Below are 25,661 nucleotides of genomic sequence, written 5' to 3'. Positions count from 1 at the left end.
CGCCTGCCTGGTTGCCCCGATCAACCAGTCGGCCAAACCCGGGAGCCGCTTTCGTCACGGAACTGTCATGACCGTCCCTGATCAGTGGTCCGAGGGCTGCCGGCGGCGCGGCGCGCCGGGCGGCTCCTCCCTGTCGATGCGCAGTTCCCGCTCCAACTCGGCGATCACCATGCGCAGGTCGTCCAGGCGCTGGCTGATCGCGATCCGGTCCACCTCGTCCGGAATCCCGTCCCCGTCGGAGTCGTAGTCGGCGGCCAGCCCTTCGGTCATCTCCAGCCGGCGCGCCTCCTCCATCGAGTTGACGATGACGGCGATGAGGATGTTCAGCAGGAGGTTCACCGCGATCATCACGAAGCTGACGTAGTAGAGCAGCGTCCACGGCGACACCTCCAGACCCTGTTCCAGCAGGTCCGGCAGCGTCTCCAGGGACAGCAGCACGAACAGCGTGACGAGCGAGCGGCCGATGTCGCCGTACTCCTCGGGGTAGCGGTCGCCGAAGATCAGCCAGCCGGCCATGCCGTACACGTAGAGCGTGACGGCGGCGAGCGCGAGGAACCCCGCGACACCCGGGAGGCTGCGCCACAGCGCCGCGACGATGGTCCGCAGGCCGGGTGAGAAGCGCACCAGGCGCAGTACCCGGGCGACCCGGATGAACCGCAGCACCGCCGAATCGCCGTGCAGGCCCGGGACGAATATGGCCGCCGTCACCAGCAGATCGAAGACGTTCCAGCCGTGCCGGAAGAAGTCCTGCGGGCGGCGGCCGTACGCGAGCACCCGGATGGAGATCTCCACGACGAAGACCGCCCGGAACATCCACTCCGTCCACCGCAGCACCGGCCCGGCCGCGCCGAGGTTCGGGTACGTCTCGATGCCCAGCACCACGCCGTTGGCCATGATGAGCACCACGATGGCCACCTCGAACGGCCGGGACGCGACGATCCGGGCACAGTGGCCGGCCAGCCCACGCTTTCCGTCACCGGTCCGGCGCCCGCCGCGTGGTGCCGGAACCGTGTCCCCGATCAGCGTTCCCCTCCGGAGCGCCGGAACCGGGCGACGCGCGCACGACAGGGGGTAGCCACCCGGACACTTTAGTGGATCAACGAGGGCGGGCTGCCGGGGCCGAGGCGCGCCCGGCCCGGCTCAGAGCCAGCCGCGGCGCTTGAACAGCAGGTAGAGCGCGCCGCAGACGGCGAGCATCAGGGTGACCGCGAACAGGTAGCCGTACCGCCAGTCCAGCTCCGGCATGTGGGTGAAGTTCATCCCGTAGACGGTGCCGATCAGGGTGGGCGCGAACAGGATGGCCGCCCACGCGGAGACCCGTTTGATCTCCTCGTTCTGCTCGAAGCTGGCAGCGGTCAGGCTGCGCATCTCCTCGTTCTGCGCCTGCGACACCAGCGTGGCGTTGACGGTGAGGATGTTCTGGAGCAGGTGCCGGAACCCGTCCACCCGCTCCACCACCTGGGTCAGGTGGTCGGCCACGTCGCGCAGCCGGCGGCGTAGTTCCTCGTCCGTGCCGTACCTGTCGAAGCCGTGCGTGAGCGCGTCGACCACCTTCAACAGCGGCCGGGCGGCCCGCTGGAACTGGATCACCTCGCGGCTCAGCTCGTAGATGCGGCGGCTGGCGTTCGGGTCGCCGCCGAACACCTCGGTCTCGATCTCGTCGATGTCGTTCTCCAGCCCGGCCACCACCGGCGCGTAGCCGTCCACCACCCGGTCGAGTACGGCGTAGAGCACGGCTTCCGGGCCGAGCGCGAGCACCTCGGGTTCCGCCTCCAGCCGCCGCCGTACGCCGGCCAGGTCGGGCGTGCCGCCGTGCCGCACGGTGATCACGAAACCAGGACCGAGGAACAGGTGCAGCTCGGCGAACTCGACCGCCTCCCGGGCGTCCAGGTAGCGGGCGGCGCGCAGCACCACGAACAGGGTGTCGCCGTAGCGTTCCAGCTTGGGGCGCTGGTGGGCGTTGATCGCGTCCTCGACGGCCAGGTCGGGGAGCTGGAACTCGGCGGCGAGCGAGGCCACCTCCGCCCGGCCCGGCCGGCGCAGCCCGATCCAGGCCATCGCGTCGTCGAGGTGTTGCAGGCAGCGGAACGTGTCGGCGAGGGTGACAGGCGACGCCCGGCGTACGCCGCCGACGTAGACGCCGCTGTCGACCAGCCCGTCGGGTCGCTCCGGCTCGGCCGCGCCCGCGTCGATGGCGTGCTCGTCCAGGCGGCGGCCGAACCCCTCCGAGGACCGGTTGTCCGCCATGCCCCTCCCCCGCTGCTCGGCCGGGTCGCCGAGTCCCCCGCCCGCGCTCGCGCAAACGTCAGGGGCGGTAGCGGTAGCCCATGCCCGGTTCGGTGATCAGGTGCCGGGGCCGGGCCGGGTCGTCCTCCAGCTTGCGCCGCAGCTGGGCCATGTACTGCCGCAGGTAGTTCGTCTCGTGGTGGTACTCCGGTCCCCACACGTCGTGCAGCAACTGGCGCTGGCTGACCAGCTTGCCGGGGTTGCGCAGCAGCTTCTCCAGCATGGCCCACTGGGTGGGGGTGAGCTTGACCTCGACGCCGTCGTCCCGGGTGACGGTCCGGTCGGCCAGGTCGACGGTGTTGCGGCCGATCCGCAGCGCCGGTACGGCGGGCGTGGCCGGGGCGAGCCGCCGGGTCACCGCCCGGATGCGGGCGAGCAGCTCGTCCACGCCGAACGGCTTCGTCACGTAGTCGTCGGCGCCCGCGTCGAGCGCGGACACCTTGTCCTCGCTGCCGGCCCGCCCGGACAGCACGATGATCGGCACGGCGGTCCAGCCGCGCAGGCCCCGGATGACCTCGGTGCCGTCCAGGTCGGGCAGGCCGAGGTCGAGCACCACCAGGTCCGGCGGGTGGGCGGCGGCGGCCTTGAGCGCGGTAGCGCCGCTGCCTGCGACCTCGACGTCGTAGCCCCGGGCGCGCAGGTTGATCCGCAGCGCGCGCAGGATCTGCGGCTCGTCGTCGACGACCAGGATCCGGGTCATTCCTGCGGCCCCTCCGGCTGGGTGGCGGCCGGCAGCCGCAGCACCATGGTGAGACCGCCACCGGGCGTGGTCTCCGGGGTGATGCTGCCACCCATCGCCTCGGCCAGTCCCCGGGACAGCGCCAGCCCCAGGCCCACCCCGGTCTGGTTGTCCCGGTCGCCGAGACGCTGGAACGGCAGGAAGACGTGCTCCCACTGGTCCTCCGGGATGCCCGGCCCGGTGTCGATCACCCGCAGCTCGACCTGTCCGGCGTGCGCGCTGCCGGTGATCGTCGGCGGTCGGCCGGGCGGGCTGTGCCGCAGCGCGTTCGCCACGATGTTGACGAGCACCCGCTCCAGCAGGCCCGGGTCGGCGAGCGCCGCCGGCAGGTCGGCCGGGATGTCCGTGGTCACCTCGGCCGCCGCCGGGCCCAGTTCGTCGAGGGCCAGGGGTACGGCGTCCTCCAGCCCGATCGCGGTGGCGCTCACGCCCAGCGCCCCGGCCTGCAACCGGCTCATGTCGAGCAGGTTCGCCACCAGCCGGCCCAGCCGGTCCAGCGACTCGTCGGCGGTGGCGAGCAGTTCCTCCCGGTCGTCCGCGTCGAACTCGACGTCGTGGCTGCGCAGGCTGCTCACCGCCGCCTTGGCCGACGCCAGTGGCGTACGCAGGTCGTGGCTGACCGCCGCGAGCAGCGCGGTCCGCATCCGGTCGGCGGCGGCGAGCGGACGGGCGGTGGCGGCCTCCTCGGCCAGCCGCTCCTGGCGCAGCGCGACGGCGGCCTGCGCGGCGAACGCCTCGACCACCCGACGGTCGGCCGCCTCCAGCCGCCGGCCGGCGAGCACCACGCTGAGCCGGTCGTCCACCGGCACCACCGTCTCGCCCGCTCCAGGGCTACCGGGCGGTCGCTCGCCGACGCTCGCCACCACCCGCCAGGCGTCCGCGCCCCGGGCGCGCGCCGGGCGTCCGCCGGCCTCGTCGGTCAGCTCCAGCACGCTCACCGCGCGCAGCCCGAACGTCTCCCGCAGCCGGTCCAGCAGCGCGGGCAGCGGTCGCTCGCCGCGCAGCACGCTGCCCGCCACGGTGGCCAGGGTCTGCGCGTCGGCGGAGGCCCGGGCCGCCTCCCGGGTACGCCGGGCGGCCACGTCGACCACCCAGCTCACCGCGATGGCGACGCCGACGAACACGCCCAGGGCGAGCAGGTTGTCCGCCTCGGCGATGGTGAGCGTCCGGTACGGCGGGGTGAAGAACCAGTTGAGCAGCAGCGAGCCGCCGAGCGCGGCGACCAGCGCGGGCCACAGACCGCCGACCAGCGCCACGCCCACCACACCGGCGAGGAACAGCAGGATGTCGTTGGTCAGGGTGAGGTCGGGCAGCGTCCGCAGCACGAGCGTGAGCAGCGGCATGCCGAGCACCGCGAGCGCGTACCCGATCAGTCGCCGGCGTCGCGACAGCGCGGCGGGCACCGACGTGCCCCGGCGCCCGCGGCCCGCCTCGGGGTGGGTGACCAGGTGCACGTCGATCGGGCCGGACAGCGCGGTGGTGGTCACCCCGACGCCCCTGGCGAACACCTGCGCGAACCGGCCCCGGCGGCTCGCGCCGAGCACGAGCTGGGTGGCGTTGACGCCCCGGGCGAAGTCCAGCAGCGCCGCCGGGATGTCGGTGCCGAGCACCTGGTGGTACGTGCCGCCGAGGCTCTCCACCAGCACCCGCTGCCGGGCGAGCTGGGCCGGGTCGGCGCCGGCGAGCCCGTCGCTGCGGGCCACGTGCACGGCGAGCAGGTCGGCGCCCTTGCTGCGGGCGGCGATCCGGGCGGCCCGGCGGATCAGCGTCTCGCCCTCCGGCCCGCCGGTCAGCGCGACGACGACCCGTTCCCGCGCCTCCCAGGTGTCGGAGATGCCCTGCTGGGCCCGGTACGCGTCGAGCTGCTCGTCGACCTTGTCGGCCAGCCAGAGCAGCGCCAGTTCGCGCAGCGCGGTGAGGTTGCCGACCCGGAAGTAGTTGCCGAGCGCGGCGTCGATCTTGTCGGGCCGGTAGATGTTGCCGTGCGCCATCCGGCGGCGCAGCGCCTCCGGCGTCATGTCCACCAGCTCGACCTGCTCGGCGGCCCGGACCACCTGGTCCGGCACCGTCTCCCGCTGGGTGGTGCCGGTGATCTGCGCGACCACGTCGTTCAGTGACTCCAGGTGCTGCACGTTGACGGTCGAGAGCACGCTGATCCCGGCGTCGAGCAGCTCCTGCACGTCCTGCCAGCGCTTCTCGTGACGGGAGCCGGGCACGTTCGTGTGGGCCAGCTCGTCCACCACGACGACCTCGGGCCGCCGGGCCAGCACCGCGTCCAGATCCATCTCGGTGAACCCGACGCCCCGGTACGTCATCGACCGGCGCGGCACCACCTCCAGGTCACCGATCATCTCGGCGGTGTGCCGGCGGCCGTGCGTCTCGACCAGGCCGATCACCACGTCGGTGCCGCGCTCGGCCCGGCGCTGGGCCTCTTCGAGCACGGCGTACGTCTTCCCGACGCCCGGAGCGGCACCGAGATAGATCCGCAGTTCACCCCTGCCCACGCCCCCATCCTCCCCGAGTGCAAGGAAGGGCCCCCTGTTAACGCCTCGCGAGGTGAAGGGGGCCCTTCTTAACGCCTCCGTCAGCGCGCCGGGAACGCCTCGTCCAGCGCCAGGTTGAGTTCCAGCACGTTCACACCGGGCTCGCCCATGAAGCCCAGCGCCCGGCCGGTGGTGTGCTCCGCGACCAGCCGCCGTACCGCCGCCGGGTCCGCGCCGCGCTCCCGCGCCACCCGGGCCACCTGGATCCGGGCGTACGCCGGGGAGATGTGCGGGTCGAGGCCGCTGCCGCTGGCGGTGACCGCGTCGGCCGGCACCGCCGGTTCGGCGGGGGCGTCGCCACGGATCGGAGTGACCAGTCCGCCGGCGGCGACGTAGTCCTCACCCGGCTTCGCCAGTTCCACCGGCACGCCCTGGTAGCTGGCGACGAACGGCGTCGCGGGCGCGGCCTGGTTGACGCTCACCACGCGGGTGATCCGGCCGGTGAGCCCGTCGGCGCGGAACACGGCGAGCACCGCGCCCACCCCGTCCGGGGTGCAGTACGGGCGCCGCCCGTCCACACCGTCGAGGTCGCCGACCGCCTTGCTGCGCGCGCAGACCTGGGTGAGCAGGCTCGGCGTGGAGTCGGCGGGGTCGGCGGCGAGCGTGTCCACCACGCTCTCCGGGCCGAGGTTGCTCGCCGCGGTGGCGGTCGGGTCGTAGCCGTCCCCGGCGGCCGACGGGCGGGACTGGAAGTAGCGCGGGACGGGGTTGCCGTCCGCGTCGGTGAACGACTGGCCGATCAGCGAGCTGCCGACGGTCCGGCCGCCGACGGTGAGCAGTGAGCCGTCCGCCCTGCCGTCGAGGCCCGGGAGCCGGCCCACGGCGACCAGGGCGAGCGGGTAGACGAGGCCGAGCAGCACGGTGAAGACGAGCACCGCGCGCAGGGCGGCCAGGTGCTGGGAGAGCCAACTGGGAAGGCGCATCACGAGATCCCCGGGACGAACTGGACGAGCAGGTCGATGAGCTTGATGCCGACGAACGGCACCACGATGCCGCCGAGGCCGTAGAGCCACAGGTTGCGGCGCAGCAGCGTCGAGGCGCTGGCCGGGCGGTAGCGCACGCCGCGCAGGGCCAGCGGGATCAACGCCACGATGACTATCGCGTTGAAGACGACGGCGGAGAGGATCGCCGACTCGGGACTGGCCAGGCGCATGATGTTGAGCCGGTCCAGCGACGGGTAGATGCCGGCGAACATGGCCGGGATGATCGCGAAGTACTTCGCGATGTCGTTGGCGATGCTGAACGTCGTCAGCGCACCCCGGGTGATCAGCAACTGCTTGCCGATCTCCACGATCTCGATCAGCTTGGTCGGGTCGGAGTCGAGGTCGACCATGTTGCCGGCCTCCTTCGCGGCCGACGTGCCGGTGTTCATGGCGACGCCGACGTCCGCCTGGGCCAGCGCGGGCGCGTCGTTCGTGCCGTCGCCGGTCATGGCGACGAGCCGGCCGCCCTCCTGCTCCTTCTTGATCAGCGCGAGCTTGTCCTCCGGCGTCGCCTCGGCGAGGAAGTCGTCCACGCCGGCCTCGTCGGCGATCGCCTTCGCGGTACGCGGGTTGTCGCCGGTGATCATCACGGTCCGGATGCCCATCCGGCGCATCTCGTCGAAGCGCTCCCGCATCCCGGCCTTCACCACGTCCTTGAGGTGGATGACGCCCAGCGCCCGGGCCGGTTCGCCGGCCACGTGCTCGGCCACCACGAGCGGCGTGCCGCCGGTGCCGCTGATCGCGTCGACCAGTTCACCGACCTGTTCGGTCGGGTGGCCGCCGTTGTCGCGTACCCACTTCATCACCGCGGCGGCCGCGCCCTTGCGGACGTGCCGGACGCCCCCGTCGGCGTCGAGGTCGACGCCGCTCATCCGGGTCTGCGCGGTGAACGGCACGAACGTGGCGTGCGGGATGAGGCCGGGTTCGCGCTCGCGCAGCCCGTACTCGTTCTTCGCGAGCACCACCACCGAGCGGCCCTCGGGGGTCTCGTCGGCCAGGCTGGACAACTGCGCCGCGTCGGCGAGCGTGGCCGCGTCCACCCCGGTCACCGGCAGGAACTCGGCGGCCTGCCGGTTGCCGAGCGTGATCGTGCCGGTCTTGTCCAGCAGCAGCGTGTTGACGTCGCCGGCCGCCTCGACCGCCCGGCCGCTCATCGCCAGGACGTTGCGCTGCACGAGCCGGTCCATGCCGGCGATGCCGATCGCGGACAGCAGCGCGCCGATGGTGGTCGGGATGAGACAGACCAGCAGGGACACGAGGACGACGCCGGTGACGCCGGAGTCGGTGATCGCCGCGGTGTCGGGCGCGGCGGCCTGGTAGCCCTTCGCGAAGATCGCCATGGGCTGGAGCGTGACGACGGCGAGCAGGAAGATGATCGTCAGCGCGGCCAGCAGGATGTTCAGCGCGATCTCGTTCGGCGTCTTCTGCCGGTTGGCGCCCTCGACCAGCGCGATCATCCGGTCGATGAAGCTCTCGCCCGGCTTCTGGGTGATCCGGACGACGATCCGGTCGGAGAGGACCCGGGTGCCGCCGGTGACCGCGCTGCGGTCGCCGCCGGACTCCCGGATCACCGGGGCGGACTCGCCGGTGATCGCCGACTCGTCGACGCTGGCGATGCCCTCCACCACGTCGCCGTCGCCGGGGATGACCTGGCCGGCTTCGACCAGGACGACGTCGCCCTGCCGCAGTTGCGGCGCGGGCACCGCCTCGTCCCGGTACGCGTTCGCGGCGGCACCCGGCGTCCAGCCGACCAGCCGGGTGGCGACGGTGTCCTGCTTGGCCCGGCGCAGCGTGTCGGCCTGCGCCTTGCCGCGCCCCTCGGCGACCGCCTCGGCCAGGTTCGCGAAGATCACGGTGAGCCAGAGCCAGACGGTGATCGCGATCGCGAAGACGGACGGGTCGGCCACCGCGAGCACTGTGGTGAACAGCGCGCCGATCTCCACGATCAGCATCACCGGGTTGCGCCACAGGGTGCGCGGGTCGAGCTTGCGCAGTGCGTCCGGCAGCGACCGGAGCAACTGGCGCGGGTCGAGCAGTCCGCCGCCGACCCGGTCGCCCCGGATGGCGTGGTCGCCGGTGACCGGTGTGTCGAGGGCCGGCCCGTCGGCGGTCTGCACAGGTGCTGTCATGTCCTTGTCTCTCATGGTGGTCACAGCCCTTCGGCCAGCGGGCCGAGCGCGAGTGCGGGAAGGAAGGTGAGCGCGACGAGGACCACCGTGACGCCGACGACCATGCCGACGAACAACGGCCGGTGGGTCGGCAGGGTGCCCTCGGAGGCGGGTGTGGGTTGCTGGCGGGCCAGTGAGCCGGCCAGCGCGAGCACGAAGATGATCGGCAGGAACCGGCCGAGCAGCATGCAGAGCCCGAGCGCGGTGTTCCACCACGGCGTGTTCACGGTGATGCCGGCGAACGCGGAGCCGTTGTTGTTGCTGGCCGAGGTGAACGCGTAGAGCACTTCGGACAGCCCGTGCGGCCCGACGTTCAGCGCTGTCGAGGCGTTGCCGGTGGCGAACGCCGCGGCGGTGCCGGTGAGCACCAGCGCCGGGGTGATCAGGAAGTACATCGAGGCGAACTTGATCTCGCGCGAGCCGATCTTCTTGCCCAGGTACTCCGGGGTGCGCCCGACCATCAGGCCCGCCACGAACACCGTGATCACCGCGAGGATCAGCAGCCCGTACAGGCCGGCGCCGACGCCACCGGGGGCGACCTCGCCGAGCATCATGTTGCCCAGCGTCATCATGCCGCCCAACGCGGTGTACGAGTCGTGGAACGAGTTGACGGCGCCGGTCGAGGTGAGCGTGGTGGCCGCCGCGAACGTGGCCGAGTTCGACACGTCGAAGCGCACCTCCTTGCCCTCCAGCGCCGCGCCGACCGCCTGCGGCACCGTGCCGTCGCCGGTCAGCTCGAAGACGTTTGTGAGGGTGATGCTGGCGAGCGCCAGGATCGCCATGACGGCGACGATCGCGTAGCCCTGCCGCTTCTGCCCCACCATCCGGCCGAAGACCCGGGGCAGGCTGAAAGGGATCACCAGGATCAGGAAGATCTCCAGCCAGTTCGTCCACGCGGTCGGGTTCTCGAACGGGTGGGCGCTGTTGACGTTGTAGAAGCCGCCGCCGTTGGTGCCCAGCTCCTTGATGACCTCCTGGCTCGCCACCGGCCCGCCGGTGACGGTCTGGGTGCCGCCGGTCAGCGTGGTCACGTCGGTGCCGCCGGACAGGTTCTGCACCACGCCGCCGAGCATCAGCGCGAGCGCGCCGAGCACCGCGATCGGCAGCAGGATCCGCAGCGTGACCCGGGTCAGGTCGACCCAGAAGTTGCCCAGCTCGCCGGTGCGGCTGCGGGCGAAACCCCGGACCAGCGCCACCGCCACGGCGATGCCGACGGCGGCCGAGACGAAGTTCTGCACCGCCAGGCCGGCCATCTGCACCAGGTGGCCCATCGTCGACTCACCCGAGTACCACTGCCAGTTCGTGTTGGTCACGAACGACACAGCGGTGTTCCACGCGCCGTGCGGCACCACCGGGTCGAATCCCAGCGAGAGCCACAGGTGGTTCTGCAGGCGCTGGAACGCGTACAGGAACAGCAGGGAGACGGCCGAGAAGGCCAGCACCGAGCGGGCGTACACGCCCCAGGTCTGCTCGGCGGCCGGGTCGACCCCGACCAGGCGGTAGATCCCCCGCTCGACCCGGGACGACCGGGTGCCGGCGACCACACGGTGCATGTAGTCGCCGAACGGCCGGTGCACGGCGACGAGCGCCGCCACCAGCGACAGGACGAAGAGCACGCCGGCTGTCGTCATGCTCATCAGAAGCGCTCCGGGAACAGCAGGGCGGCGACCAGGAACACGCCCAGGCCGATCGCCAGCACCAGGCCGACGGCGTTGACGGCGTTCACAGCTTCTCCACGCCCCTCACCACGAGGGCGAGAGCCGCGAACAGCCCCACCGTCAGCAACACGAACAGCACGTCAGACACGGCTGATCTCTCCTAGCGGAAGATGTCCTCGCGACCGCCTCCCGGCCGCGCCGGGCAATCACAGCGCCGTATCCGCCGGACGGACAGGGGTCTTGACGCGACCATCACGCGCGGCCGCGGTTTCTTGACGCGCTTTTCACGCCGTCTCCGTGGCCGGTGATCCGGGTCACCGGCCGGGCCTCGGCGCCGATCGACCGGAGATGCCGGTAGCCGGCGCCGAGCACCGCGGCGAACCCGATCGGCATGGCCTGGGACCAGGCGTCACCCGGGCCGGTCAGCTCGCCGTAGCGGTGGGCGAGGAACCCGACGAAGACCGCCGCACCCAGCGCCGCCACCGCCGCGACCGCGCGCAGGTCGGCCACCACAGCGGCGTACGCCCCGACGACGCCCGCCATCACCAGGACCCGCCCGGGCCGCTCGTCCGGCCCGAACACCCCGGCCGCGACGAGCGCCGCGCCGACCACCACTGCGGCGCCGGCGGCCACCCGGAATCCGGTGCACCCGTCCGCCCGATCTCGTCCCATGTCCGCCTCCCGCGTCGGTACGTCCTTCGCGGGCCATACCAGCCGTGCCGGGTGCGTACGGTCGACGGCTTTGACGGATCCGGTACGGGTCACCGGCCGCTTTTCACGCGGCCTTCACGGACCGCCCGGCGCGGGGACGGTGACGGGCCGGTCCGCCGCCTACGCTGGCCCGGTGACCACCGAACTGACAGTGCTGTCGGACGTGGTCTGCCGAGGTGTGCCGGTGGGCGGCGCCCGGCTGCGCGGGTTGCTGGCCCTCCTGGCCGGCCGGCTCGGGCCCGGCTGCGGCACCGGCGCGCTCGTTGACGCGCTCTGGCCGGACGATCCGCCCCGGCATCCGGTGAAGGCGTTGCAGATCCTGGTCTCCCGGGCCCGCGCCGAGCTGGGCGCCGACCTGATCGTCCGGACCGCCACGGGTTACCGGCTGGCGCTCACCGACGCGCAGGTGGACGCGGCGGCGGTGCTGCGGCACGCCGCGGCGGCGGACCGGGTGCTCGGCAGGGACGCGCTGCCGGTGCGGGAGTCTGGCGCCGCCCGCCGCGCCGAGGCCGGCGAGGACGAGCGGGTGCTGGCGGCGTACCTCGCCTGGGCCTGCGAATTCGACGGTTTCACGCCGCCGGGTCACCCGTCGATCGCGCGGTGCACAGACCTCGTGACTGAGCGTGAGATCAGCGCGGCATCTCGCGCCAGCCGGAGCCGCTCGCGCGCCACGCCCCGGCCAGGATCGTCGCTGAGCCACGACTCGGGCACTGCTGAATCCGGGACCGGCCGCTCGCCCCGCCGATCTGCGCCTGGACCTGCCACTGGCTTCCGTCGGTGCGGATGTAGACGTCGCGCCGTCCGCGAGGGTTGCTGACGCCGTTCCACCAGTGTTCCTCGACCACCATGCGGTGACCGTACCCCAGGAGACCCGGACGGGCCCAGACCGGAATTCCGTTGCTCCGCGTGACCGGGCGGCGGCACCCTCCACGGATGACCTCACCGGACCTTCCGCGCCAGTTCACCATTCGCGAAGGCGAGCTGCGCATCCTCAACCCGTTCGACGACGTCAAGCTGGCCACGCTGGGCCGGGCGATCCGGCTGCGGCCCGGCGACGAGCTGCTCGACCTGTGCAGCGGAAAGGGCGAACTGCTCTGCACCTGGGCCCGTGACCACGGGATCACCGGCACCGGGGTCGACATCAGCACCGTCTTCACCGCCGCCGCCCGGGAACGCGCCGCCGGACTCGGCGTGGCCGACCGGGTACGTTTCGTGCACGGCGACGCGGCGGCGTACGCCCCGGAGCGGCCGGTCGACGTGGCCGCCTGCGTCGGCGCGACCTGGATCGGCGGCGGGGTGCCCGGAACGCTGGAACTGCTCGACCGGGCGTTGCGGCCGGGCGGCATGGCGCTCGTCGGCGAGCCCTACTGGCGGCGCGACCCGCCGGACGACGAGGCGGTCACCGGCTCGCACGCCCGGTCCCGTGACGAGTTCCGCGACCTGCCCGGTCTGGTCGAGCAGTTCGGCGAGTGCGGCTGGGACCTGGTCGAGATGGTCCTCGCCGACCAGGACAGCTGGGACCGGTACGCCGCCGCGCACTGGCTGAACCTACGCCGCTGGCTGGACGCCGACCCGGACGACGAACTGGCCCCGGAGCTGCGGCGGGAGCTGACCGAGGATCCGGTGCGGTACGTCCGTTTCCAGCGCGAGTACCTGGGGTGGGGCGTGTTCGCGCTGCTGCGGCGCTGATCTGCTTAACGAACGGCTACGCAGGGTAAAGGCAGATCATGGGACAGTTCCGCACCTCGCCTCCGCCGCCACAGGCCACCGAGCTGGAGCAGTGGGTGCTCGACAGTCCCGAGGATCTGCGCGGCCTGCGCGCCTCGCTGCGTGACGCGCTGAACCGGCACGGACTGGTGCAGGGCGAGAATCTGGACGAGGTGCCACACCTGGTCGTGCTCGTCGCCACCGAGCTGGCGAGCAACGCGCTGCGGCACGGCCGGCCGCCCACCATCGTCACGCTGCTCACCACCGACGACCGGTTCCTGCTCGACGTGGCCGACCACGACGTCAGTTCGGTGCCGGAGCTGACCGACATCAGTCCGACCGACTCGGGTGGGCGGGGTCTGTTCCTGGCCCAGTCGGTCTCGCTCGACGTGGGCTGGTACGCCACCGAGAAGACCAAGAACATCTGGGCGTCGTTCTCCCGGTGACGGCCGGGGCGGCCGCCCGGGCGAGGGCTCAGCGGTCCCCGGCCGGGATCGGGTCGTCGTACTGGCCGGGCGGCCCGGACAGCGGTTCGCCGCCCACCAGCGGCCACGGGTTCGGGGTGCAGCCGTGCAGGCCGAGCGTCTGCTGCACCATGACCGGCGCCGGGCCGCCGGCTCGGGGGCAGCGCTCGTGGCCGCGGCCCAGCCGGTGGCCGACCTCGTGGTTGAGCAGGTACTGCCGGTAGCGGGAGAGGTCGGTCACGTGCGGCACCCCGTACACCCAGCGGGCCACGTTGATCACCACCTGGTCGCCGTTGCGGCAGGACGTGTAGCGGTCGCTCGGGTCGCCGCACAGCCGCCCCCGGGTGACGGGCGTGGTGAGCAGCACGGTGAAGTCGGCGCGGTCGTCGCGGCCCACCCGTTGCAGCCGCCACCGGCCGTCGCCGGTCCAGCCGCGCCGGTCGGCGAGGGTGGCGGCGACGTCCCGGGCAAACCCCTCCACGTCCACGTTGCGGATGCCGTCCTCGACCGCGACCCGGTAGCGCAGCAGCTCACCGGAGCTACCGGCGACCGCGCCGACCGTGCCGGCGGTGCGGAACGTGCCGTCGCCCCGGGCCGGGTAGCCGATGCCGGGGGCCACCCGGCCGGCCGCCGGGACCGGTGTCGGCGCGGCCGTCGGCGTGGGGCGCGCGTCCGGTGCGGGCGCGCTCGGTGCCGCCGCCTGCACGGTCCGCCGGACCTCGATGCGGTCCAGCAGGTCCGGATGCCGGGCGGCGTACCCGGCGGCGGCGAGCGCGGCCCCGGCCAGGACCACCGCCAGGACCCGTGGTGATCGCGGCCGCCGTCGTCGCCGGTGCAGCCCCCGGTCATGCCCGCCCACGTGATCTCCGTCCGTCGCGCCGCCCCGCTCCGGGCAGGAGTACGGACGCCGGGCCCGGACGGTTGAACGGGCGGCCGGGTACCGTCGGTGCCGGGGTGGGCGACCTGCCGCCTGTCGGAGTTCAGGGAGAGCCACCCGTGTCACCAGCCGAGCGACTGCTCGACGCCGCCGTCACGTCCGCGCGCGGCACCGACGTACGTGCTGCCGAGCGAGCCCTCGACGGGCTCGTGGTGGCCGACGGCGCGGCGGTGGACGCGGCGCTGCTCGCCCGGCTCACGCGGGACGTGGGCCGGCTCTGGCCGCGTGGCTGGCAGCCCGCCGACCTGGATCGGCTCGCCACGCGGCGGCTCACTCCCCGCGGCGCCCGGCTGCTGCGCGACGCGATGGCCGCACAGCGGCGTACGCTGCCCGCGCCGGTCCCGGCCTGGTTCGACGAACAGCTCACCGAGACGGGTGCCCGCTGGGACGACGACGCGGGCTGGCTGGACCGGCGCGCCGACGGGGACCGGATCACCGCGCTGCGGGACGCGGTGGACGCGATCGTCCTGGTGGCGGGGTTGCCGCCGATCGCGGCGCTCCGGCCGCCGCCCGGCTCGGCCGGTATCGCCCTGGCCGCCGCGACACCGAGCGGTTCCCGGATGCTCGACCGGGTACGCGCGCTGCTGGCGAAGGCCGAGTCGACCGGCTACCCGGCCGAGGCGGAGGCGTTCACCGCTAAGGCGCAGGAGCTGATGGCCCGGCACAGCATCGACGCGGCGCTGCTCGACGCGGGGGCCGACCGGACCGGCGGCCCGGGTGGGGTGCGGATCGGCGTCGACGCCCCGTACGCGGCCGCGAAGGCGCTGCTGATTCAGGAGGTCGCGGCGGCGAACCGGTGCGAGTCGGTCTGGTCCGACGACCTGGGCTTCGCCACCGTGCTCGGCTTCCCGGCCGACCTGGCGGCTGTCGAACTGCTGCACACCTCGCTGCTCGTGCAGGCCACCGCCGCGATGCTGCGCGGCCGGGGCGAGCGCGGCAGGGCCGGCGGGCGGCGTACCAAGGGCTACGACGAGTCGTTCCTCAACGCGTTCGCGCTACGCGTCGGCGACCGGCTGCGGTCGGCGAGCGCGGCGGCCGCCGAGGAACTCGACGACGACCGGCTGCTGCCGGTGCTCGCGGCCCGCTCCGACGCCGTCCGGGAACGCGTCGACCAGCTCTTTCCGGGCACCACCCGGCACCGCCTCCAGGTGCGGGACGAGCAGGGCTGGGTCTCCGGCACCAGCGCGGCCGACCGGGCCTCGCTCGACCCGGGCCGCCCGGCACGCCGTCCGCTGCGCGGGGGCCGCTGACCTCTCCCGGGGGATGATGTCGGATCGGGCGGACCGGCTCCGACCCGTCTGCGAGGCGCCACCGCCGGTGGCCCGCACCCGAGGAGTGCACCGTGAAGTACATGCTGCTGATCTGGAACCGGCCCGGCTTCGTGGAGGAGCTGTCCGAGGCGGAACGCACAGCCGTCTTCGGTGAGGTCGACGAGATCATGAAGGAGCTGACCGAGTCCGGCGAGCTGGTCGGCGGCGAGGCGCTCGCTCACCCCTCGCAGACCCGTACGGCCCGTCCGGCCGCCGGTGGCGGCGTCGAGGTCACCGACGGGCCGTTCATGGAGAGCAAGGAGCAGTTCGCCGGCTACCTGACGGTCGACTGCGAGACCCCGGAGCGGGCGGCCGAGATCGCCGCGCGCTGGCCGGACGTACGGCACGGCTTCGGTGTGCTGGAGGTGCGCGCGGTGATGGAGCAGGCCGGGACGGAGATGTGACATCACCTGTGGTCGAGGACCTGCTGCGTACGCTCGCGCCGCAGGTCCTCGGCGTGCTCGTCCGCCGGCACGGCCAGTTCTCCGCCTGCGAGGACGCCGTCCAGGAGGCGCTGCTCGCCGCCGCCGTGCAGTGGCCGGAACAGGGCCTGCCCGGCCATCCCCGCTCGTGGCTGGTCACCGTCGCCACCCGGCGGCTCACCGACGAGTGGCGCAGCGAGCACGCCCGCCGGGAACGCGAGGTGGCTGTCGCGGTCCGGCAGCCCGCGTACGCGGCTGTCGCGCCGCCCGCCGACGAGGAGCCGCCCAGCGGCGACGACACGCTGAAGCTGTTGTTCCTCTGCTGCCATCCGGCGCTGCCGGTGAGCGGGCAGGTGGCGCTCACACTGCGCGCCGTGGGCGGGTTAAGCACCGCCGAGATCGCCCGCGCGTACCTGGTGCCGGAGGCGACGATGAGCCAGCGGATCCGCCGCGCGAAGCAGCGGATCGAGGCGTCCGGCGCGCGTTTCACGCTGCCGTCCCCGGCCGACCGGGACGAGCGGCTGGGCGCGGTGCTGCGCGTGCTCTACCTGATCTTCAACGAGGGCTACACCGCGTCCAGCGGCGAGGCGCTGCACCGGGCCGAGCTGACCGGGGAGGCGATCCGGCTCACCCGGGAGCTGCGCCGGCTGCTCCCGGACGACGGCGAGGTGGCCGGGTTGCTGGCGCTGATGCTGCTCACCGACGCGCACCGGGCCGCCCGTACCGGGCCGGACGGCGAGCTGGTGCCGCTGGCCGAGCAGGATCGCAGCCGGTGGGACCGGGACGCCGTCGCGGAGGGGGTGGCGCTGGTGACCGAGGCGCTCACCTGGTCGGCGCCGGGGCCGTACCAGGTGCAGGCGGCGATCGCCGCTGTGCACGCGGAGGCGCCCACCGCCGCGGACACCGACTGGCGGCAGATCGTCGCGCTCTACCGGGTGCTGGCACGTGTCGCGCCGAACCCGATGGTCACGCTCAACCAGGCCGTCGCGGTGGCAATGGTCGACGGCCCGCGTGCCGGGCTGGCACTGCTGGCCACGCTCGACGGCGACGACCGGACTGCGGGGCACCACAGGCTGGCCGCCGTCCGCGCGCACCTGCTCGACCTGGCCGGTGACCGTGCGGAGGCCCGGGCCGCGTACCTGGCCGCCGCGCGGGCCACCACGAGCCTGCCGGAGCGGCGTTATCTGGAGGTACGCGCCGCGCGCCTGGCCGGTGACCGGCCGCGCTGACCCGCGCCCGGACAGCACTCCGGGCCGGCCCGTGGGCCGACCCGGTGGTGTGTGTGCGTCGCGTACTCAGCTCTTGAAGGCGTCCTTGATCTTCTCGCCGGCCTGCTTGAGCTTGGCGCCCGCCTGGTCGTTGCGGCCCTCGGCCTCGAGGCGCTCGTTGTCGGTCGCCCGGCCGATGCCCTCCTTGACCTTGCCCGCGGTGTCCTGGGAAGCGTTGTCGATCTTGTCGTCCAGACCCATGATGACCTCCACTGAAGCGGTTGCCTGACGACAACTGGTTACCCCGTCGGTCGTCGGCTCAATCCCCTCACCCGATCGGGCGGAAGCTGCGCAACCGCAGGCTGTTGCCCACCACGAACACCGACGAGAACGCCATGGCCGCTCCGGCGAGCATCGGGTTGAGCAGTCCGGCCGCCGCCAGCGGCAGCGCCGCGACGTTGTAGGCGAACGCCCAGAACAGGTTGCCCTTGATGATCGCCAGCGTCCGCCGGGAGAGCCGGATGGCGTCCGCGGCGGCCATCAGGTCGCCCCGGACCAGCGTCAGGTCGGCCGCCTCGATGGCCGCGTCGGTGCCGGTGCCCATGGCCAGCCCGAGGTCGGCGCGGGCCAGCGCGGCGGCGTCGTTCACCCCGTCGCCGACCATGGCGACCACGCGGCCCTCGCGCTGGAGCCGCTCGACCACGTCGACCTTGTCGGCGGGCAGCACCTCCGCGATCACCTCGTCGATGCCGACCTCGGCCGCCACCGCCTTCGCCACCGTGGTGTTGTCGCCGGTGAGCAGCACCGGCTTCAGGCCCAGCTCACGCAGCCGCGCGACGGCCGCCCGGCTGGTCGGCTTCACCGCGTCGGCCACCGCGAGCACGCCCCGGGCCCGCCCGTCCCAGCCGGCCAGGATCGCCGTCCGTCCGGCGGCCTCCGCGCCGGTCGCGGCCCGAACGACCTCCTCGGGTACGTCGAGACCCCGCTCTCGCAGCAGCCGGGCCCGGCCGACCACCACGGTCCGGCCGTCGACGGTGCCGGTCACGCCCAGCCCTTCGGCGTTGGCGAACTCGCCGACCGGCGGCAGCGGCCCGGCCTCGGCCGCGGCCTCGGCGACGGCCCGCGCGATCGGGTGCTCGGAGGCGGCCTCCAGCGCGCCGGCCACCCGGAGCAGTTCGGCGGCGTCCTCGCCGCCGGCGGGCAGCACCTCGGCCAGCGCCATCCGGCCGGTGGTGACGGTGCCGGTCTTGTCGAGCACCACGGTGTCGACCCGGCGGGTGGACTCCAGCACCTCCGGCCCCTTGATCAGCACGCCGAGCTGCGCGCCGCGCCCGGTGCCGACGAGCAGCGCGGTCGGGGTGGCCAGGCCGAGCGCGCACGGGCAGGCGATGATCAGGACGGCCACCGCGGCGGTGAACGCGGCGGTCGGCCCGGAGCCGGTGCCGAGCCACCAGCCGAGCGTGCCGGCGGCCAGCGCGATCACGATCGGCACGAAGACGCCGGAGATCCGGTCGGCGAGCCGCTGCACCGCCGCCTTGCCGGTCTGCGCCTGCTCGACGAGTCGCGCCATCTGGGCGAGCTGGGTGTCCCCGCCGACCCGGGTGGCGCGGACCACCAGCCGGCCGCCGGCGTTCACCGTGGCGCCGACCACGGCGTCGCCCTGGCCCACCTCGACCGGCACCGACTCGCCGGTGAGCATGCTGGCGTCGACTGCGGACGTGCCCTCCTCGACCACACCGTCGGTGGCGATCTTCTCGCCGGGCCGGACCACGAACCGGTCACCGACCGCGAGCCGGCCGACCGGGATCCGGGTCTCCTGCCCGTCGCGCAGCACCGCCACGTCCTTGGCGCCGAGTTCGAGCAGGGCGCGCAGCGCCGACCCGGCGGTGCGCTTGGAGCGCGCCTCGAAGTACCGCCCGGCCAGGATGAACACGGTCACGCCGGCGGCGGCCTCCAGGTAGATGTTGCCGGCGCCGTCGCCGCGGGCGATGTCGAGGCTGAACGGGTGCTTCATCCCGGGCATGCCGGCGTCGCCGAGGAACAGCGCCCAGAGCGACCAACCGAACGCGGCAAGCGTGCCGAGCGACACGAGCGTGTCCATGGTCGCCGCGCCGTGCCGCAGGTTGATCAGCGCGGCGCGGTGGAACGGCAGCCCGCCCCAGACCACCACCGGGGCGGCCAGGGTGAGCGAGGCCCACTGCCAGTAGTCGAACTGCCAGGCCGGAACCATGGCGAGAACGATCACCGGCAGGGTGAGCACGGCGGAGACCCAGAGCCGGGTACGCGCGGTGCGCAGCTCGTCCACCGGCTCCCCGGCCGCTGCCGCCTCCGCCTGCTCGGGCGGCGGCGGCACCACGGCGGTGTAGCCGGTCTTCTCGACGGTGGCGATCAGGTCGGCCGGCGCGATGTCGTCGGCGTACCGGACGGTGGCCTTCTCGGTGGCGTAGTTCACCGTCGCCTCGACGCCGTCCATCCGGTTGAGCTTCTTCTCGATCCGGGCGGCGCAGGACGCGCAGGTCATCCCGCCGATCGCCAGTTCGATGAGGTTCGGCGCGGTGGGCAGCGCCTTTCCCGTGGCAGTCATCGCGGCACCTCCGGCGCTCAACTGTGCCCGTGCCCCGGGGTGCCGTGTCCGGCGTCCGGGGTCGGTGCGGTGGTGGATGCCGGCGCGGCGGGCGGCGGCGCGGTCCGGTCGCCGGCGAGGACGGTGAACTCGGCGGTGTGCACCGCGTCGCCGTGCCGGAAGTCCAGGTAGAGACGGTACGCCCCGGCCGAGGGCACCTCGGCGGCGAACGTGATCGCCGGACCCGCAGGTGTGCGCCCGTCGCCGGGCACGCCCTCCGGGTGCACGTGCAGGTACGCCAGGTCGCCCTGCCGCAGCGCCACCAGGTGCCCGTACGCGCCGAGGTAGGGCGCAAGGTCGGTGACCGGCCGCCCGTCGCGGCTGACGGACAGCGCGAGCCGGCTGGTCCGGCCCGGCTCCGGGGTGCCGGTCAGGGTGACCGTGTAGCCGTCGACGGTGGTGCTGGTCGCCGGTGCCGGCAGCGGCCGAGCGGTCAGCTCGCCGGGGACCGTGACGTCCAGGCCGAGCGTCAGCGGCTCGCCGCCTTCGGGGGTGAAGTCGGCGAACGCCCGCCAGACGCCGGGACCGCCGAGCGGTGAGGTGACCCGCCAGGTGCCGTCGCCGGCCATCTCCGGGTGGACGTGCCGGAACCCGGACAGGTCCCGGCGGGCGACGATCAGGTGCATGCGCTTGTCGTGGGCCACCTCGAAGCGGGTGACCGGTGCGCCGTCCGGGCCGGTGATCCGGAAGGCGAACTGCCCGGCCGGGGCGTCGGCGGGCTGGAACGTGTAGCCGCGCTCGGAGACGAGCAGCCCGCCGGGCAGGTGCGCGGAGGCGCCGCCTGCCCGGCTCTCGTCACCGTGGCCGGTGTCACCGGCCCCGTGGTCGCTGTCGCTGTCGTCGTGTCGGGTCTCGGCGGCCGGGGCGACGGGATCGGCCAGGTTGCCGATCCCGTACGCCGCGCCGAACACCGCCACGAGGCCGAGCGCGAAGCCGCTGAGCTTCGTCGCCGTGTTCATGGTGTCTCCTCGGTTGTCGCGGGTCCGCCGGACCCGTCACGCACCGACGAGGTCGTAGCCGGCCTCGTCGACCGCCGCGCGGACCGCGTCCACGTCCAGCGGGTTCTGACTGGTGACGGTGACCCGGCCGCCGGCCAGGTCGACCTGGACGTCGGTGACGCCCGGAAGTGCGCTCAGCTCGGTGCTCACCGAGTTGACGCAGTGCCCGCAGGTCATGCCGTTCACCTGGTAGGTGGTCTCCATCTCGCCCTCCGATCTGATACCCCCCAGGGGTACACTCGGAACGTTAGCATACCCCCGAGGGGTACGCTATCCTCGGTTTCATGACCGCGCCGTCCAGCCCGACCCGGGGCTACACCGCCAGCAAGGACCAACTCCTCGCCCGGCTCCGCCGGATCGAGGGCCAGGTCCGTGGCATCGAGAAGATGGTCGAGGACGACCGTTACTGCATCGACGTGCTGACCCAGATCTCGGCCATCCAGGCGGCGCTGGACAAGGTGGGCCTGGGCCTGCTCGACGGCCACGCCCGGCACTGCATGCACGAGGGCGCCGCCGAGGGCCGGGCCGACGAGATGGCGACCGAGATGATGGCCGCCGTCGGCCGCCTGATGAAGCGCGGCTGAGCAGGGCCCTCCGACCCGTCCGGCCAGGGCACATCGACCCGTGCCGGCGCACCCGGGCGGACGTACCGTCGAAGTGGCGGGCAGGCCGGCCCGGCGGACCCGCGGTGACGGACGGAGGGCGGCCCGATGATGTGGCAGAGCCCGATGATGGGCTGGATGTGGATCTGGTCCCTGCTGGTGCTCGCCGTGCTGGCGGGGCTCGTCTGGGCGGCCGTGCGGTGGACCGGCCCGCAGTACCTGGGCCCGACGACGGCAAGGCGCATCCTGGACGAGCGGTACGCCCGCGGCGAGATCGACGAGGACGAGTACCGGCGGCGCCGGGCCGGCCTGGCCTGACGGCGCGGGGCGCGCGTCACCGGCCACGCTGTGCGGGAGTGGCCGGCCGGGCTGCCTACCATGGCCGGGCGACGACCCGGACGTGGTCGACACGTCCGCGCCGGCCGGGTGACCAGACCGGTCCGGCGGACCAGGCGTCGCCGAGACCCTTGGGAGAGACGTCATGGGTGCCGACCACACCCGCCCCGCACCCGCCCCGCCGCCGGGCGTACGACGGCTGCTCGTCGCCGTGGTGGTGCCGCTGTTCGCGCTCACCGTGATCGCGGCACTGGTGCTCTGGCCCGGGCAGGACCGGGAGCCGGTCGGCGGCGCTGACGTCCCCCGCTACCACGGCACGGTGACCCGGGTGGTCACCGAGCCCTGCCCGCCGACGCCGGAGGCCCCGGAGGGCGGGGGTGGCCCCTGCGGCACCGTGACGGTCACCGCAGAGCAGGGCCCGGACGCGGGCCGGCAGGTCGAGACGCCGATCCCGGCCGGGCCGGGCGCTTCCCGGGTCGCGGTCGGCGACGAGGTCGTCCTGGTCGAGCTGACCGACCCGGCCGACCCGGCGGTGAAGTCCTACAACATCGCCGAGCACCAGCGCGGCACGCCGCTGATCTGGCTGATGGTGCTGTTCGCCGCCGCGATCGTGGCGTTCGGCCGGTGGCGCGGGCTGGCCGCGCTCGGCGGCCTGGTGGCCAGCTTCGCCATCCTCCTGGGCTTCGTGCTGCCTGGTATCGGTGCCGGTCAGCCGCCGCTGCTCGTGGCGATCGTCGGCGCCGCGTTGATCATGTTCGTGGTGCTCTACCTGACGCACGGGATCACCGCGCAGACGTCGGTCGCGGTGCTCGGCACGCTCGGCAGCCTGGTGGTCACCGGCGTGCTCGGCCTGCTCGCCACGTCCGCCACCCACCTGACCGGCTTCGGCAGCGAGGACGCCACCACGCTGTCCATGTTCCAGGGCGACGTGGACCTGCACGGGCTGCTGCTGGCCGGCATCATCATCGGCTCGCTGGGCGTGCTGGACGACGTGACGGTCACCCAGGCGGCCACCGTAACCGAACTGGCGCACGCCAACCCCGGACTGTCCCGGCGGCAGCTCTACCGGGCGGCGACCCGGGTCGGCCGGGCCCACATCGCGTCCACCGTCAACACCATCGTGCTGGCGTACGCGGGCGCCTCGCTGCCGCTGCTGCTCCTGCTGGTCGCCGACTCCCGCCCGGTCAGCGAGATCCTCACCAGTGAGTTCCTCGCCCAGGAGATCGTCCGTAGCGCGGTGGCGACGCTCGGCCTGATCGCCGCCGTACCGCTGACGACCGGACTGGCCGCGATCGTGACCACCGCCGGGCGGCGCTCGCCCGGCGCGGAGCCGGCGCCCGCCGCGCCCCCGCCGCCGGCCGGACGGGACGACGCGCTGGAGGCCCTCGGCGGCGGAAGGAGTACGGAGGCCGCATGGTGACACTCCGCAGCGTGACCATCGAATTCAAACGCGACGCTGGTCACGGTGTGCCACGGCGAAATCTCGCTATTGGTCGGCTTCCGGACGTAGATCCTCACGAGTGCTGTCAGGTAACCTCGCTGCCGGTCACCGCCGAAGGCGCGCACCGGCGCCAGCGGTGCCGCCGCCCAATCGCCCGCGGGCGAACCGGGGAACCAGGTACATGGGGTGAATCCGCGACAGCGGTAGGGGCCACTTCCGTCCCGAACCCGTCAGCTAACCCGGTCGGCGGCCGACGGAAGGGAACACTGTGACGGCACCCCTGCGCCGCTGGCTGACACCCGTGGTGGCCGTGCTGGCCTCGCTGGCAGTGCTCGCCGGCCCGAACCCGGCGACCGCGGCCCCCGCCGCGGCGGCCCCCGGCAACCCCTCGGGCCACGAGGAGGACGGCGACCCGCCACTCATCACCGAGGCGATCGACTCCGCCAACCGGAACTTCCTCCAGGCCAAGGCGAAGCTCGCCAAGTCCCAGGACCGCCAGCGGCGGCTGGCGGCCGAGGTGAAGACGGCACAGGCCGAACTCGACGCGCTCAGCCCGCAGGTCAACCAGCTCGCCGCCCAGTCCTACCGGACCGGCCGGATGGGCGCGATGGCGATGCTGCTGGAGAGCAACTCCCCCGACTCGTTCGTCCGCCGGGTCAACGCCCTGGACGAGCTGAACCTCCTCAACGCGCAGCGCCTGGCCGCCATCAACGCGGTCAAGACCCGCGCCGAGCAGGCCAAGATCGCGCTCGACGCCGAGGTGCGCGAGCAGGAGAAGCAGAAGAACGCGATGGAGCGCGAGAAGGTGCAGGCCGAGCGCGCGCTGAAGCTCGTCGGCGGTCTCGGCTTCACCGGTGGCCTGGTCTCCGCCACCTCACCGGTCGCCAAGATCGCCCCCGGCCGCACTTCCGACGGCGGGTGGAAGGCCGAGTCGTGCAGCGAGGACGACCCGACCACCTCGGGCTGCGTCACGCCGCGCACGCTGCACGCGTACAAGGAGGTCCGGCGCGCCGGCTTCAAGCGCTTCGTGGGCTGCTACCGGCCCGGCGGGCCGTGGGAGCACCCCAAGGGCAAGGCGTGCGACTGGTCGCTCCAGAACAGCGGCTTCGCGCCCTGGCACAACAACGACACCCGCCGGTACGGCAACGAGGTGGCCGCCTTCCTCATCCGCAACGCCGACCGGCTGGGCATCTACTACGTCATCTGGAACCGGCAGATCTGGTTCCCGGCCACCGGCTGGAGTTCGTACAGCGGACCGTCGAACCACACCGACCACGTCCACATGTCGCTGCTCTGACCCGGACACCACGAGAAGGGGCCGCCCTCGGGCGGCCCCTTCTCGTCCGTACGGGTCAGCTCGCCAGCGCCGGGTCGGCGGGCGCGGCCGGGGCGGGCAGCGGGGCCGGGGCCTGCGCCACGGTCCGCACCTCGCCACCGGCGAGCCGGTACGACATGCCCACCACCGTGCACCGCCCGGCGGCCACCCGCTCGGCCAGCACGGCGGACCGGGCCAGCAGCGTCTCCACCGTCTGCGCGATGTGGACGTCGATGATGCCGTCCAGGTCCTCGACGCCCTGGCGGGCGGCGCGCAGCAGGCTCGGCGAGACCGCGTCCACCACCGCGCCCAGGTGCCCGGCCGGGGCGGCACCGGTCCGGACCCCCTCCCGGGCGGCCTGGACCGCGCCGCACGAGTCGTGCCCGAGCACCACCACGAGCGGCGTGCCCAGCACCGTGACGGCGTACTCGACGCTGCCGAGCACCTCCGGCCCGGCGGTGTGTCCGGCGGTACGCACCACGAAGAGGTCACCGAGACCGCGGTCGAAGATGATCTCGGCGGCGAGCCGCGAGTCGGAGCAGCCGACGATCACCGCGAACGGATGCTGGCCGTCGGCCACCGCCGCCCGGTGCCCGGCGTCCTGATTCGGATGCTGCGGGACGCCCGTGACGAACCGGTGATTACCGGCACGCAGCTCGGTCAGTGCCTGCTCCGGGGTGCTCGGCGTCATGTCCCTCACCTCGTCTACCTGGGGAACCACCAGGCCGAACGGCCTCGCGACCCACGGTCACACGCCCCTCGGGGTCCGTCAAGATTCGTGATACGCATTTCATACTTTCCCGTCGCCGCCCCGCCCCGGACCGCGCCGATTCGGCAGGTGGCGAACGTGGCCATAGCATGACCACCATGGCGACCACACCAGTTGAGGACGGGAGCCGCCGTAACTGGACCTTCCTCACCAACCACGGCCACGTGCTGCTGGCTATCGCACGCAACCCCACCGCCCGGCTGCGCGACGTGGCGGACGAGGTGGGCGTGACCGAGCGGGCGGCCCAGGCCATCGTGGCCGACCTGGAAGCAGGGGGTTACCTGCGGCGCACGCGGGTGGGACGGCGCAACGAGTACACGGTCAACCCGAAGGGCCGCTTCCGGCACCCGGCCGAGGCCGACCAGCAGGTCGGCGCGCTACTGGCCCTGTTCGCCGCCGAGCCCACCGGGGACGCCTCCACCGGCCGGTGACCCGGGCCGG

26 protein-coding genes and 1 riboswitch are annotated in these 25,661 nt (G+C 73.4%); of the genes, 11 read left to right on the top strand and 15 right to left on the bottom strand.

Translation table 11 applies throughout. The features are described from left to right. Positions 1–81 precede the first annotated feature (81 nt). From NMK34_RS03325 to NMK34_RS03285, 9 genes are all read right to left on the bottom strand, one after another. Positions 82–960 (bottom strand): ion transporter, encoded by an 879-nt coding sequence (locus NMK34_RS03325; protein WP_318336262.1) that lies wholly within the window; start codon positions 958–960, stop codon positions 82–84. Positions 961–1,140: 180 nt separating this feature from the next. Further along, the gene (locus NMK34_RS03320; RefSeq protein WP_091330297.1) at positions 1,141–2,247 is read right to left on the bottom strand and encodes a magnesium and cobalt transport protein CorA; all 1,107 of its coding nucleotides are present in this window, start codon (positions 2,245–2,247) and stop codon (positions 1,141–1,143) included. Between the two features lie 58 nt (positions 2,248–2,305). Continuing rightward, positions 2,306–2,986 (bottom strand): response regulator, encoded by a 681-nt coding sequence (locus tag NMK34_RS03315; protein WP_114919363.1) that lies wholly within the window; start codon positions 2,984–2,986, stop codon positions 2,306–2,308. Beyond that, the gene (locus NMK34_RS03310) at positions 2,983–5,529 is read right to left on the bottom strand and encodes a DUF4118 domain-containing protein (RefSeq protein WP_318332142.1); all 2,547 of its coding nucleotides are present in this window, start codon (positions 5,527–5,529) and stop codon (positions 2,983–2,985) included. Before NMK34_RS03310 ends, NMK34_RS03315 begins: the two co-directional genes overlap by 4 nt. Positions 5,530–5,609: 80 nt before the next feature. Then, positions 5,610–6,491, bottom strand: a complete 882-nt coding sequence (locus NMK34_RS03305) for a potassium-transporting ATPase subunit C (protein WP_318332141.1) — start codon at positions 6,489–6,491, stop codon at positions 5,610–5,612. Beyond that, positions 6,491–8,680, bottom strand: a complete 2,190-nt coding sequence (kdpB, locus tag NMK34_RS03300; protein WP_318332140.1) for a potassium-transporting ATPase subunit KdpB — start codon at positions 8,678–8,680, stop codon at positions 6,491–6,493. Before kdpB ends, NMK34_RS03305 begins: the two co-directional genes overlap by 1 nt. A gap of 20 nt (positions 8,681–8,700) precedes the next feature. Continuing rightward, the gene (gene kdpA / locus NMK34_RS03295; protein WP_318332139.1) at positions 8,701–10,356 is read right to left on the bottom strand and encodes a potassium-transporting ATPase subunit KdpA; all 1,656 of its coding nucleotides are present in this window, start codon (positions 10,354–10,356) and stop codon (positions 8,701–8,703) included. Next, a complete protein-coding gene (kdpF, locus tag NMK34_RS03290) occupies positions 10,356–10,445 on the bottom strand; it encodes a K(+)-transporting ATPase subunit F (RefSeq protein WP_036311210.1) in 90 nt (29 codons plus the stop codon). The genes kdpA and kdpF overlap by 1 nt, the downstream gene beginning before the upstream one ends. A 184-nt stretch (positions 10,446–10,629) precedes the next feature. Further along, positions 10,630–11,049 carry a hypothetical protein gene (locus tag NMK34_RS03285; RefSeq protein WP_318332138.1) on the bottom strand — a complete coding sequence of 140 codons (420 nt, stop codon included), beginning with the start codon at positions 11,047–11,049 and terminating at the stop codon, positions 10,630–10,632. A gap of 172 nt (positions 11,050–11,221) precedes the next feature. Between NMK34_RS03285 and NMK34_RS03280 the strand changes: the two genes are divergently transcribed. The 3 genes from NMK34_RS03280 (at position 11,222) to NMK34_RS03270 (ending at position 13,241) form a co-directional block, all read left to right on the top strand. Then, complete coding sequence (locus NMK34_RS03280; protein WP_318332137.1) at positions 11,222–11,905, top strand: hypothetical protein; 684 nt, start codon at positions 11,222–11,224, stop codon at positions 11,903–11,905. 116 nt (positions 11,906–12,021) lie between these two features. Then, positions 12,022–12,777 carry an SAM-dependent methyltransferase gene (locus tag NMK34_RS03275; RefSeq protein WP_318332136.1) on the top strand — a complete coding sequence of 252 codons (756 nt, stop codon included), beginning with the start codon at positions 12,022–12,024 and terminating at the stop codon, positions 12,775–12,777. Positions 12,778–12,815: 38 nt separating this feature from the next. Next, positions 12,816–13,241 carry an ATP-binding protein gene (locus tag NMK34_RS03270; protein ID WP_318332135.1) on the top strand — a complete coding sequence of 142 codons (426 nt, stop codon included), beginning with the start codon at positions 12,816–12,818 and terminating at the stop codon, positions 13,239–13,241. A gap of 28 nt (positions 13,242–13,269) precedes the next feature. Here the strand turns inward: NMK34_RS03270 and NMK34_RS03265 are convergent, their stop codons facing one another. Further along, a complete protein-coding gene (locus tag NMK34_RS03265) occupies positions 13,270–14,052 on the bottom strand; it encodes a DUF3152 domain-containing protein (RefSeq protein ID WP_318332134.1) in 783 nt (260 codons plus the stop codon). A 203-nt stretch (positions 14,053–14,255) separates the two neighbouring features. On the opposite strand from NMK34_RS03265, the gene NMK34_RS03260 reads away from it, so the two are divergent. The 3 genes from NMK34_RS03260 to NMK34_RS03250 all read left to right on the top strand — a co-directional run bounded on the left by NMK34_RS03260 (position 14,256) and on the right by NMK34_RS03250 (position 17,157). Then, a complete protein-coding gene (locus NMK34_RS03260; RefSeq protein ID WP_318332133.1) occupies positions 14,256–15,446 on the top strand; it encodes a DUF2786 domain-containing protein in 1,191 nt (396 codons plus the stop codon). A 101-nt stretch (positions 15,447–15,547) separates the two neighbouring features. Next, entirely contained in the window at positions 15,548–15,910 is a 363-nt protein-coding gene (locus NMK34_RS03255) for a YciI family protein (protein ID WP_221489463.1), read from the top strand. Then, complete coding sequence (locus tag NMK34_RS03250) at positions 15,907–17,157, top strand: RNA polymerase sigma factor (protein ID WP_318332132.1); 1,251 nt, start codon at positions 15,907–15,909, stop codon at positions 17,155–17,157. Before NMK34_RS03255 ends, NMK34_RS03250 begins: the two co-directional genes overlap by 4 nt. A 66-nt stretch (positions 17,158–17,223) precedes the next feature. On the opposite strand, the gene NMK34_RS03245 is transcribed toward NMK34_RS03250, so the two are convergent. The 4 genes from NMK34_RS03245 to NMK34_RS03230 form a co-directional block, all read right to left on the bottom strand. Continuing rightward, positions 17,224–17,397: a CsbD family protein gene (locus NMK34_RS03245; protein WP_281943306.1), complete on the bottom strand. Its 174-nt coding sequence runs from the start codon at positions 17,395–17,397 to the stop codon at positions 17,224–17,226. Positions 17,398–17,464: 67 nt separating this feature from the next. Further along, entirely contained in the window at positions 17,465–19,720 is a 2,256-nt protein-coding gene (locus NMK34_RS03240) for a heavy metal translocating P-type ATPase (RefSeq protein WP_318332131.1), read from the bottom strand. 17 nt (positions 19,721–19,737) lie between these two features. Beyond that, a complete protein-coding gene (locus tag NMK34_RS03235) occupies positions 19,738–20,718 on the bottom strand; it encodes a hypothetical protein (protein WP_318332130.1) in 981 nt (326 codons plus the stop codon). 36 nt (positions 20,719–20,754) lie between these two features. Then, on the bottom strand, positions 20,755–20,961 hold the full coding sequence (locus tag NMK34_RS03230; protein ID WP_013473785.1) for a heavy-metal-associated domain-containing protein: 207 nt from the start codon (positions 20,959–20,961) through the stop codon (positions 20,755–20,757). A gap of 80 nt (positions 20,962–21,041) precedes the next feature. Between NMK34_RS03230 and NMK34_RS03225 the strand changes: the two genes are divergently transcribed. The 4 genes from NMK34_RS03225 to NMK34_RS03210 all read left to right on the top strand — a co-directional run bounded on the left by NMK34_RS03225 (position 21,042) and on the right by NMK34_RS03210 (position 24,433). Beyond that, entirely contained in the window at positions 21,042–21,341 is a 300-nt protein-coding gene (locus tag NMK34_RS03225) for a metal-sensitive transcriptional regulator (protein WP_013283780.1), read from the top strand. Positions 21,342–21,467: 126 nt separating this feature from the next. Continuing rightward, the gene (locus tag NMK34_RS03220) at positions 21,468–21,677 is read left to right on the top strand and encodes an SHOCT domain-containing protein (protein ID WP_030503502.1); all 210 of its coding nucleotides are present in this window, start codon (positions 21,468–21,470) and stop codon (positions 21,675–21,677) included. Between the two features lie 163 nt (positions 21,678–21,840). Beyond that, on the top strand, positions 21,841–23,115 hold the full coding sequence (locus NMK34_RS03215) for a YibE/F family protein (RefSeq protein ID WP_318332129.1): 1,275 nt from the start codon (positions 21,841–21,843) through the stop codon (positions 23,113–23,115). Between the two features lie 154 nt (positions 23,116–23,269). Further along, a riboswitch (cyclic di-AMP (ydaO/yuaA leader) is annotated at positions 23,270–23,401 on the top strand. Positions 23,402–23,404: 3 nt separating this feature from the next. Then, the gene (locus tag NMK34_RS03210) at positions 23,405–24,433 is read left to right on the top strand and encodes a hypothetical protein (RefSeq protein WP_318332128.1); all 1,029 of its coding nucleotides are present in this window, start codon (positions 23,405–23,407) and stop codon (positions 24,431–24,433) included. Positions 24,434–24,488: 55 nt separating this feature from the next. Here NMK34_RS03210 and NMK34_RS03205 read toward each other — a convergent pair whose 3' ends face one another. Further along, complete coding sequence (locus tag NMK34_RS03205; protein WP_318332127.1) at positions 24,489–25,142, bottom strand: carbonic anhydrase; 654 nt, start codon at positions 25,140–25,142, stop codon at positions 24,489–24,491. A 167-nt stretch (positions 25,143–25,309) separates the two neighbouring features. Between NMK34_RS03205 and NMK34_RS03200 the strand changes: the two genes are divergently transcribed. After that, entirely contained in the window at positions 25,310–25,651 is a 342-nt protein-coding gene (locus tag NMK34_RS03200) for a helix-turn-helix domain-containing protein (protein WP_318332126.1), read from the top strand. Positions 25,652–25,661: the final 10 nt, after the last annotated feature.

Source organism: Micromonospora sp. BRA006-A (genome assembly GCF_033433935.1).
In the GTDB taxonomy this organism is placed as follows: Bacteria; Actinomycetota; Actinomycetes; order Mycobacteriales; family Micromonosporaceae; genus Micromonospora; species Micromonospora aurantiaca.
This window is presented reverse-complemented; position numbering and strand designations above follow the sequence as displayed.

What these genes read in the sequence shown, in the direction of transcription:
- NMK34_RS03320 (WP_091330297.1), bottom strand. Translation starts at nt 2,247, where the DNA reads ATGGCGGACAACCGGTCCTCGGAGGGGTTCGGCCGCCGCCTGGACGAG.
- NMK34_RS03315 (WP_114919363.1), bottom strand. Translation starts at nt 2,986, where the DNA reads ATGACCCGGATCCTGGTCGTCGACGACGAGCCGCAGATCCTGCGCGCG.
- NMK34_RS03305 (WP_318332141.1), bottom strand. Translation starts at nt 6,491, where the DNA reads ATGCGCCTTCCCAGTTGGCTCTCCCAGCACCTGGCCGCCCTGCGCGCG.
- kdpB (WP_318332140.1), bottom strand. Translation starts at nt 8,680, where the DNA reads ATGACAGCACCTGTGCAGACCGCCGACGGGCCGGCCCTCGACACACCG.
- kdpA (WP_318332139.1), bottom strand. Translation starts at nt 10,356, where the DNA reads ATGAGCATGACGACAGCCGGCGTGCTCTTCGTCCTGTCGCTGGTGGCG.
- NMK34_RS03285 (WP_318332138.1), bottom strand. Translation starts at nt 11,049, where the DNA reads ATGGGACGAGATCGGGCGGACGGGTGCACCGGATTCCGGGTGGCCGCC.
- NMK34_RS03275 (WP_318332136.1), top strand. Translation starts at nt 12,022, where the DNA reads ATGACCTCACCGGACCTTCCGCGCCAGTTCACCATTCGCGAAGGCGAG.
- NMK34_RS03270 (WP_318332135.1), top strand. Translation starts at nt 12,816, where the DNA reads ATGGGACAGTTCCGCACCTCGCCTCCGCCGCCACAGGCCACCGAGCTG.
- NMK34_RS03255 (WP_221489463.1), top strand. Translation starts at nt 15,548, where the DNA reads ATGCTGCTGATCTGGAACCGGCCCGGCTTCGTGGAGGAGCTGTCCGAG.
- NMK34_RS03245 (WP_281943306.1), bottom strand. Translation starts at nt 17,397, where the DNA reads ATGGGTCTGGACGACAAGATCGACAACGCTTCCCAGGACACCGCGGGC.
- NMK34_RS03240 (WP_318332131.1), bottom strand. Translation starts at nt 19,720, where the DNA reads ATGACTGCCACGGGAAAGGCGCTGCCCACCGCGCCGAACCTCATCGAA.
- NMK34_RS03235 (WP_318332130.1), bottom strand. Translation starts at nt 20,718, where the DNA reads ATGAACACGGCGACGAAGCTCAGCGGCTTCGCGCTCGGCCTCGTGGCG.
- NMK34_RS03230 (WP_013473785.1), bottom strand. Translation starts at nt 20,961, where the DNA reads ATGGAGACCACCTACCAGGTGAACGGCATGACCTGCGGGCACTGCGTC.
- NMK34_RS03225 (WP_013283780.1), top strand. Translation starts at nt 21,042, where the DNA reads ATGACCGCGCCGTCCAGCCCGACCCGGGGCTACACCGCCAGCAAGGAC.
- NMK34_RS03220 (WP_030503502.1), top strand. Translation starts at nt 21,468, where the DNA reads ATGATGTGGCAGAGCCCGATGATGGGCTGGATGTGGATCTGGTCCCTG.
- NMK34_RS03215 (WP_318332129.1), top strand. Translation starts at nt 21,841, where the DNA reads ATGGGTGCCGACCACACCCGCCCCGCACCCGCCCCGCCGCCGGGCGTA.
- NMK34_RS03205 (WP_318332127.1), bottom strand. Translation starts at nt 25,142, where the DNA reads ATGACGCCGAGCACCCCGGAGCAGGCACTGACCGAGCTGCGTGCCGGT.
- NMK34_RS03200 (WP_318332126.1), top strand. Translation starts at nt 25,310, where the DNA reads ATGACCACCATGGCGACCACACCAGTTGAGGACGGGAGCCGCCGTAAC.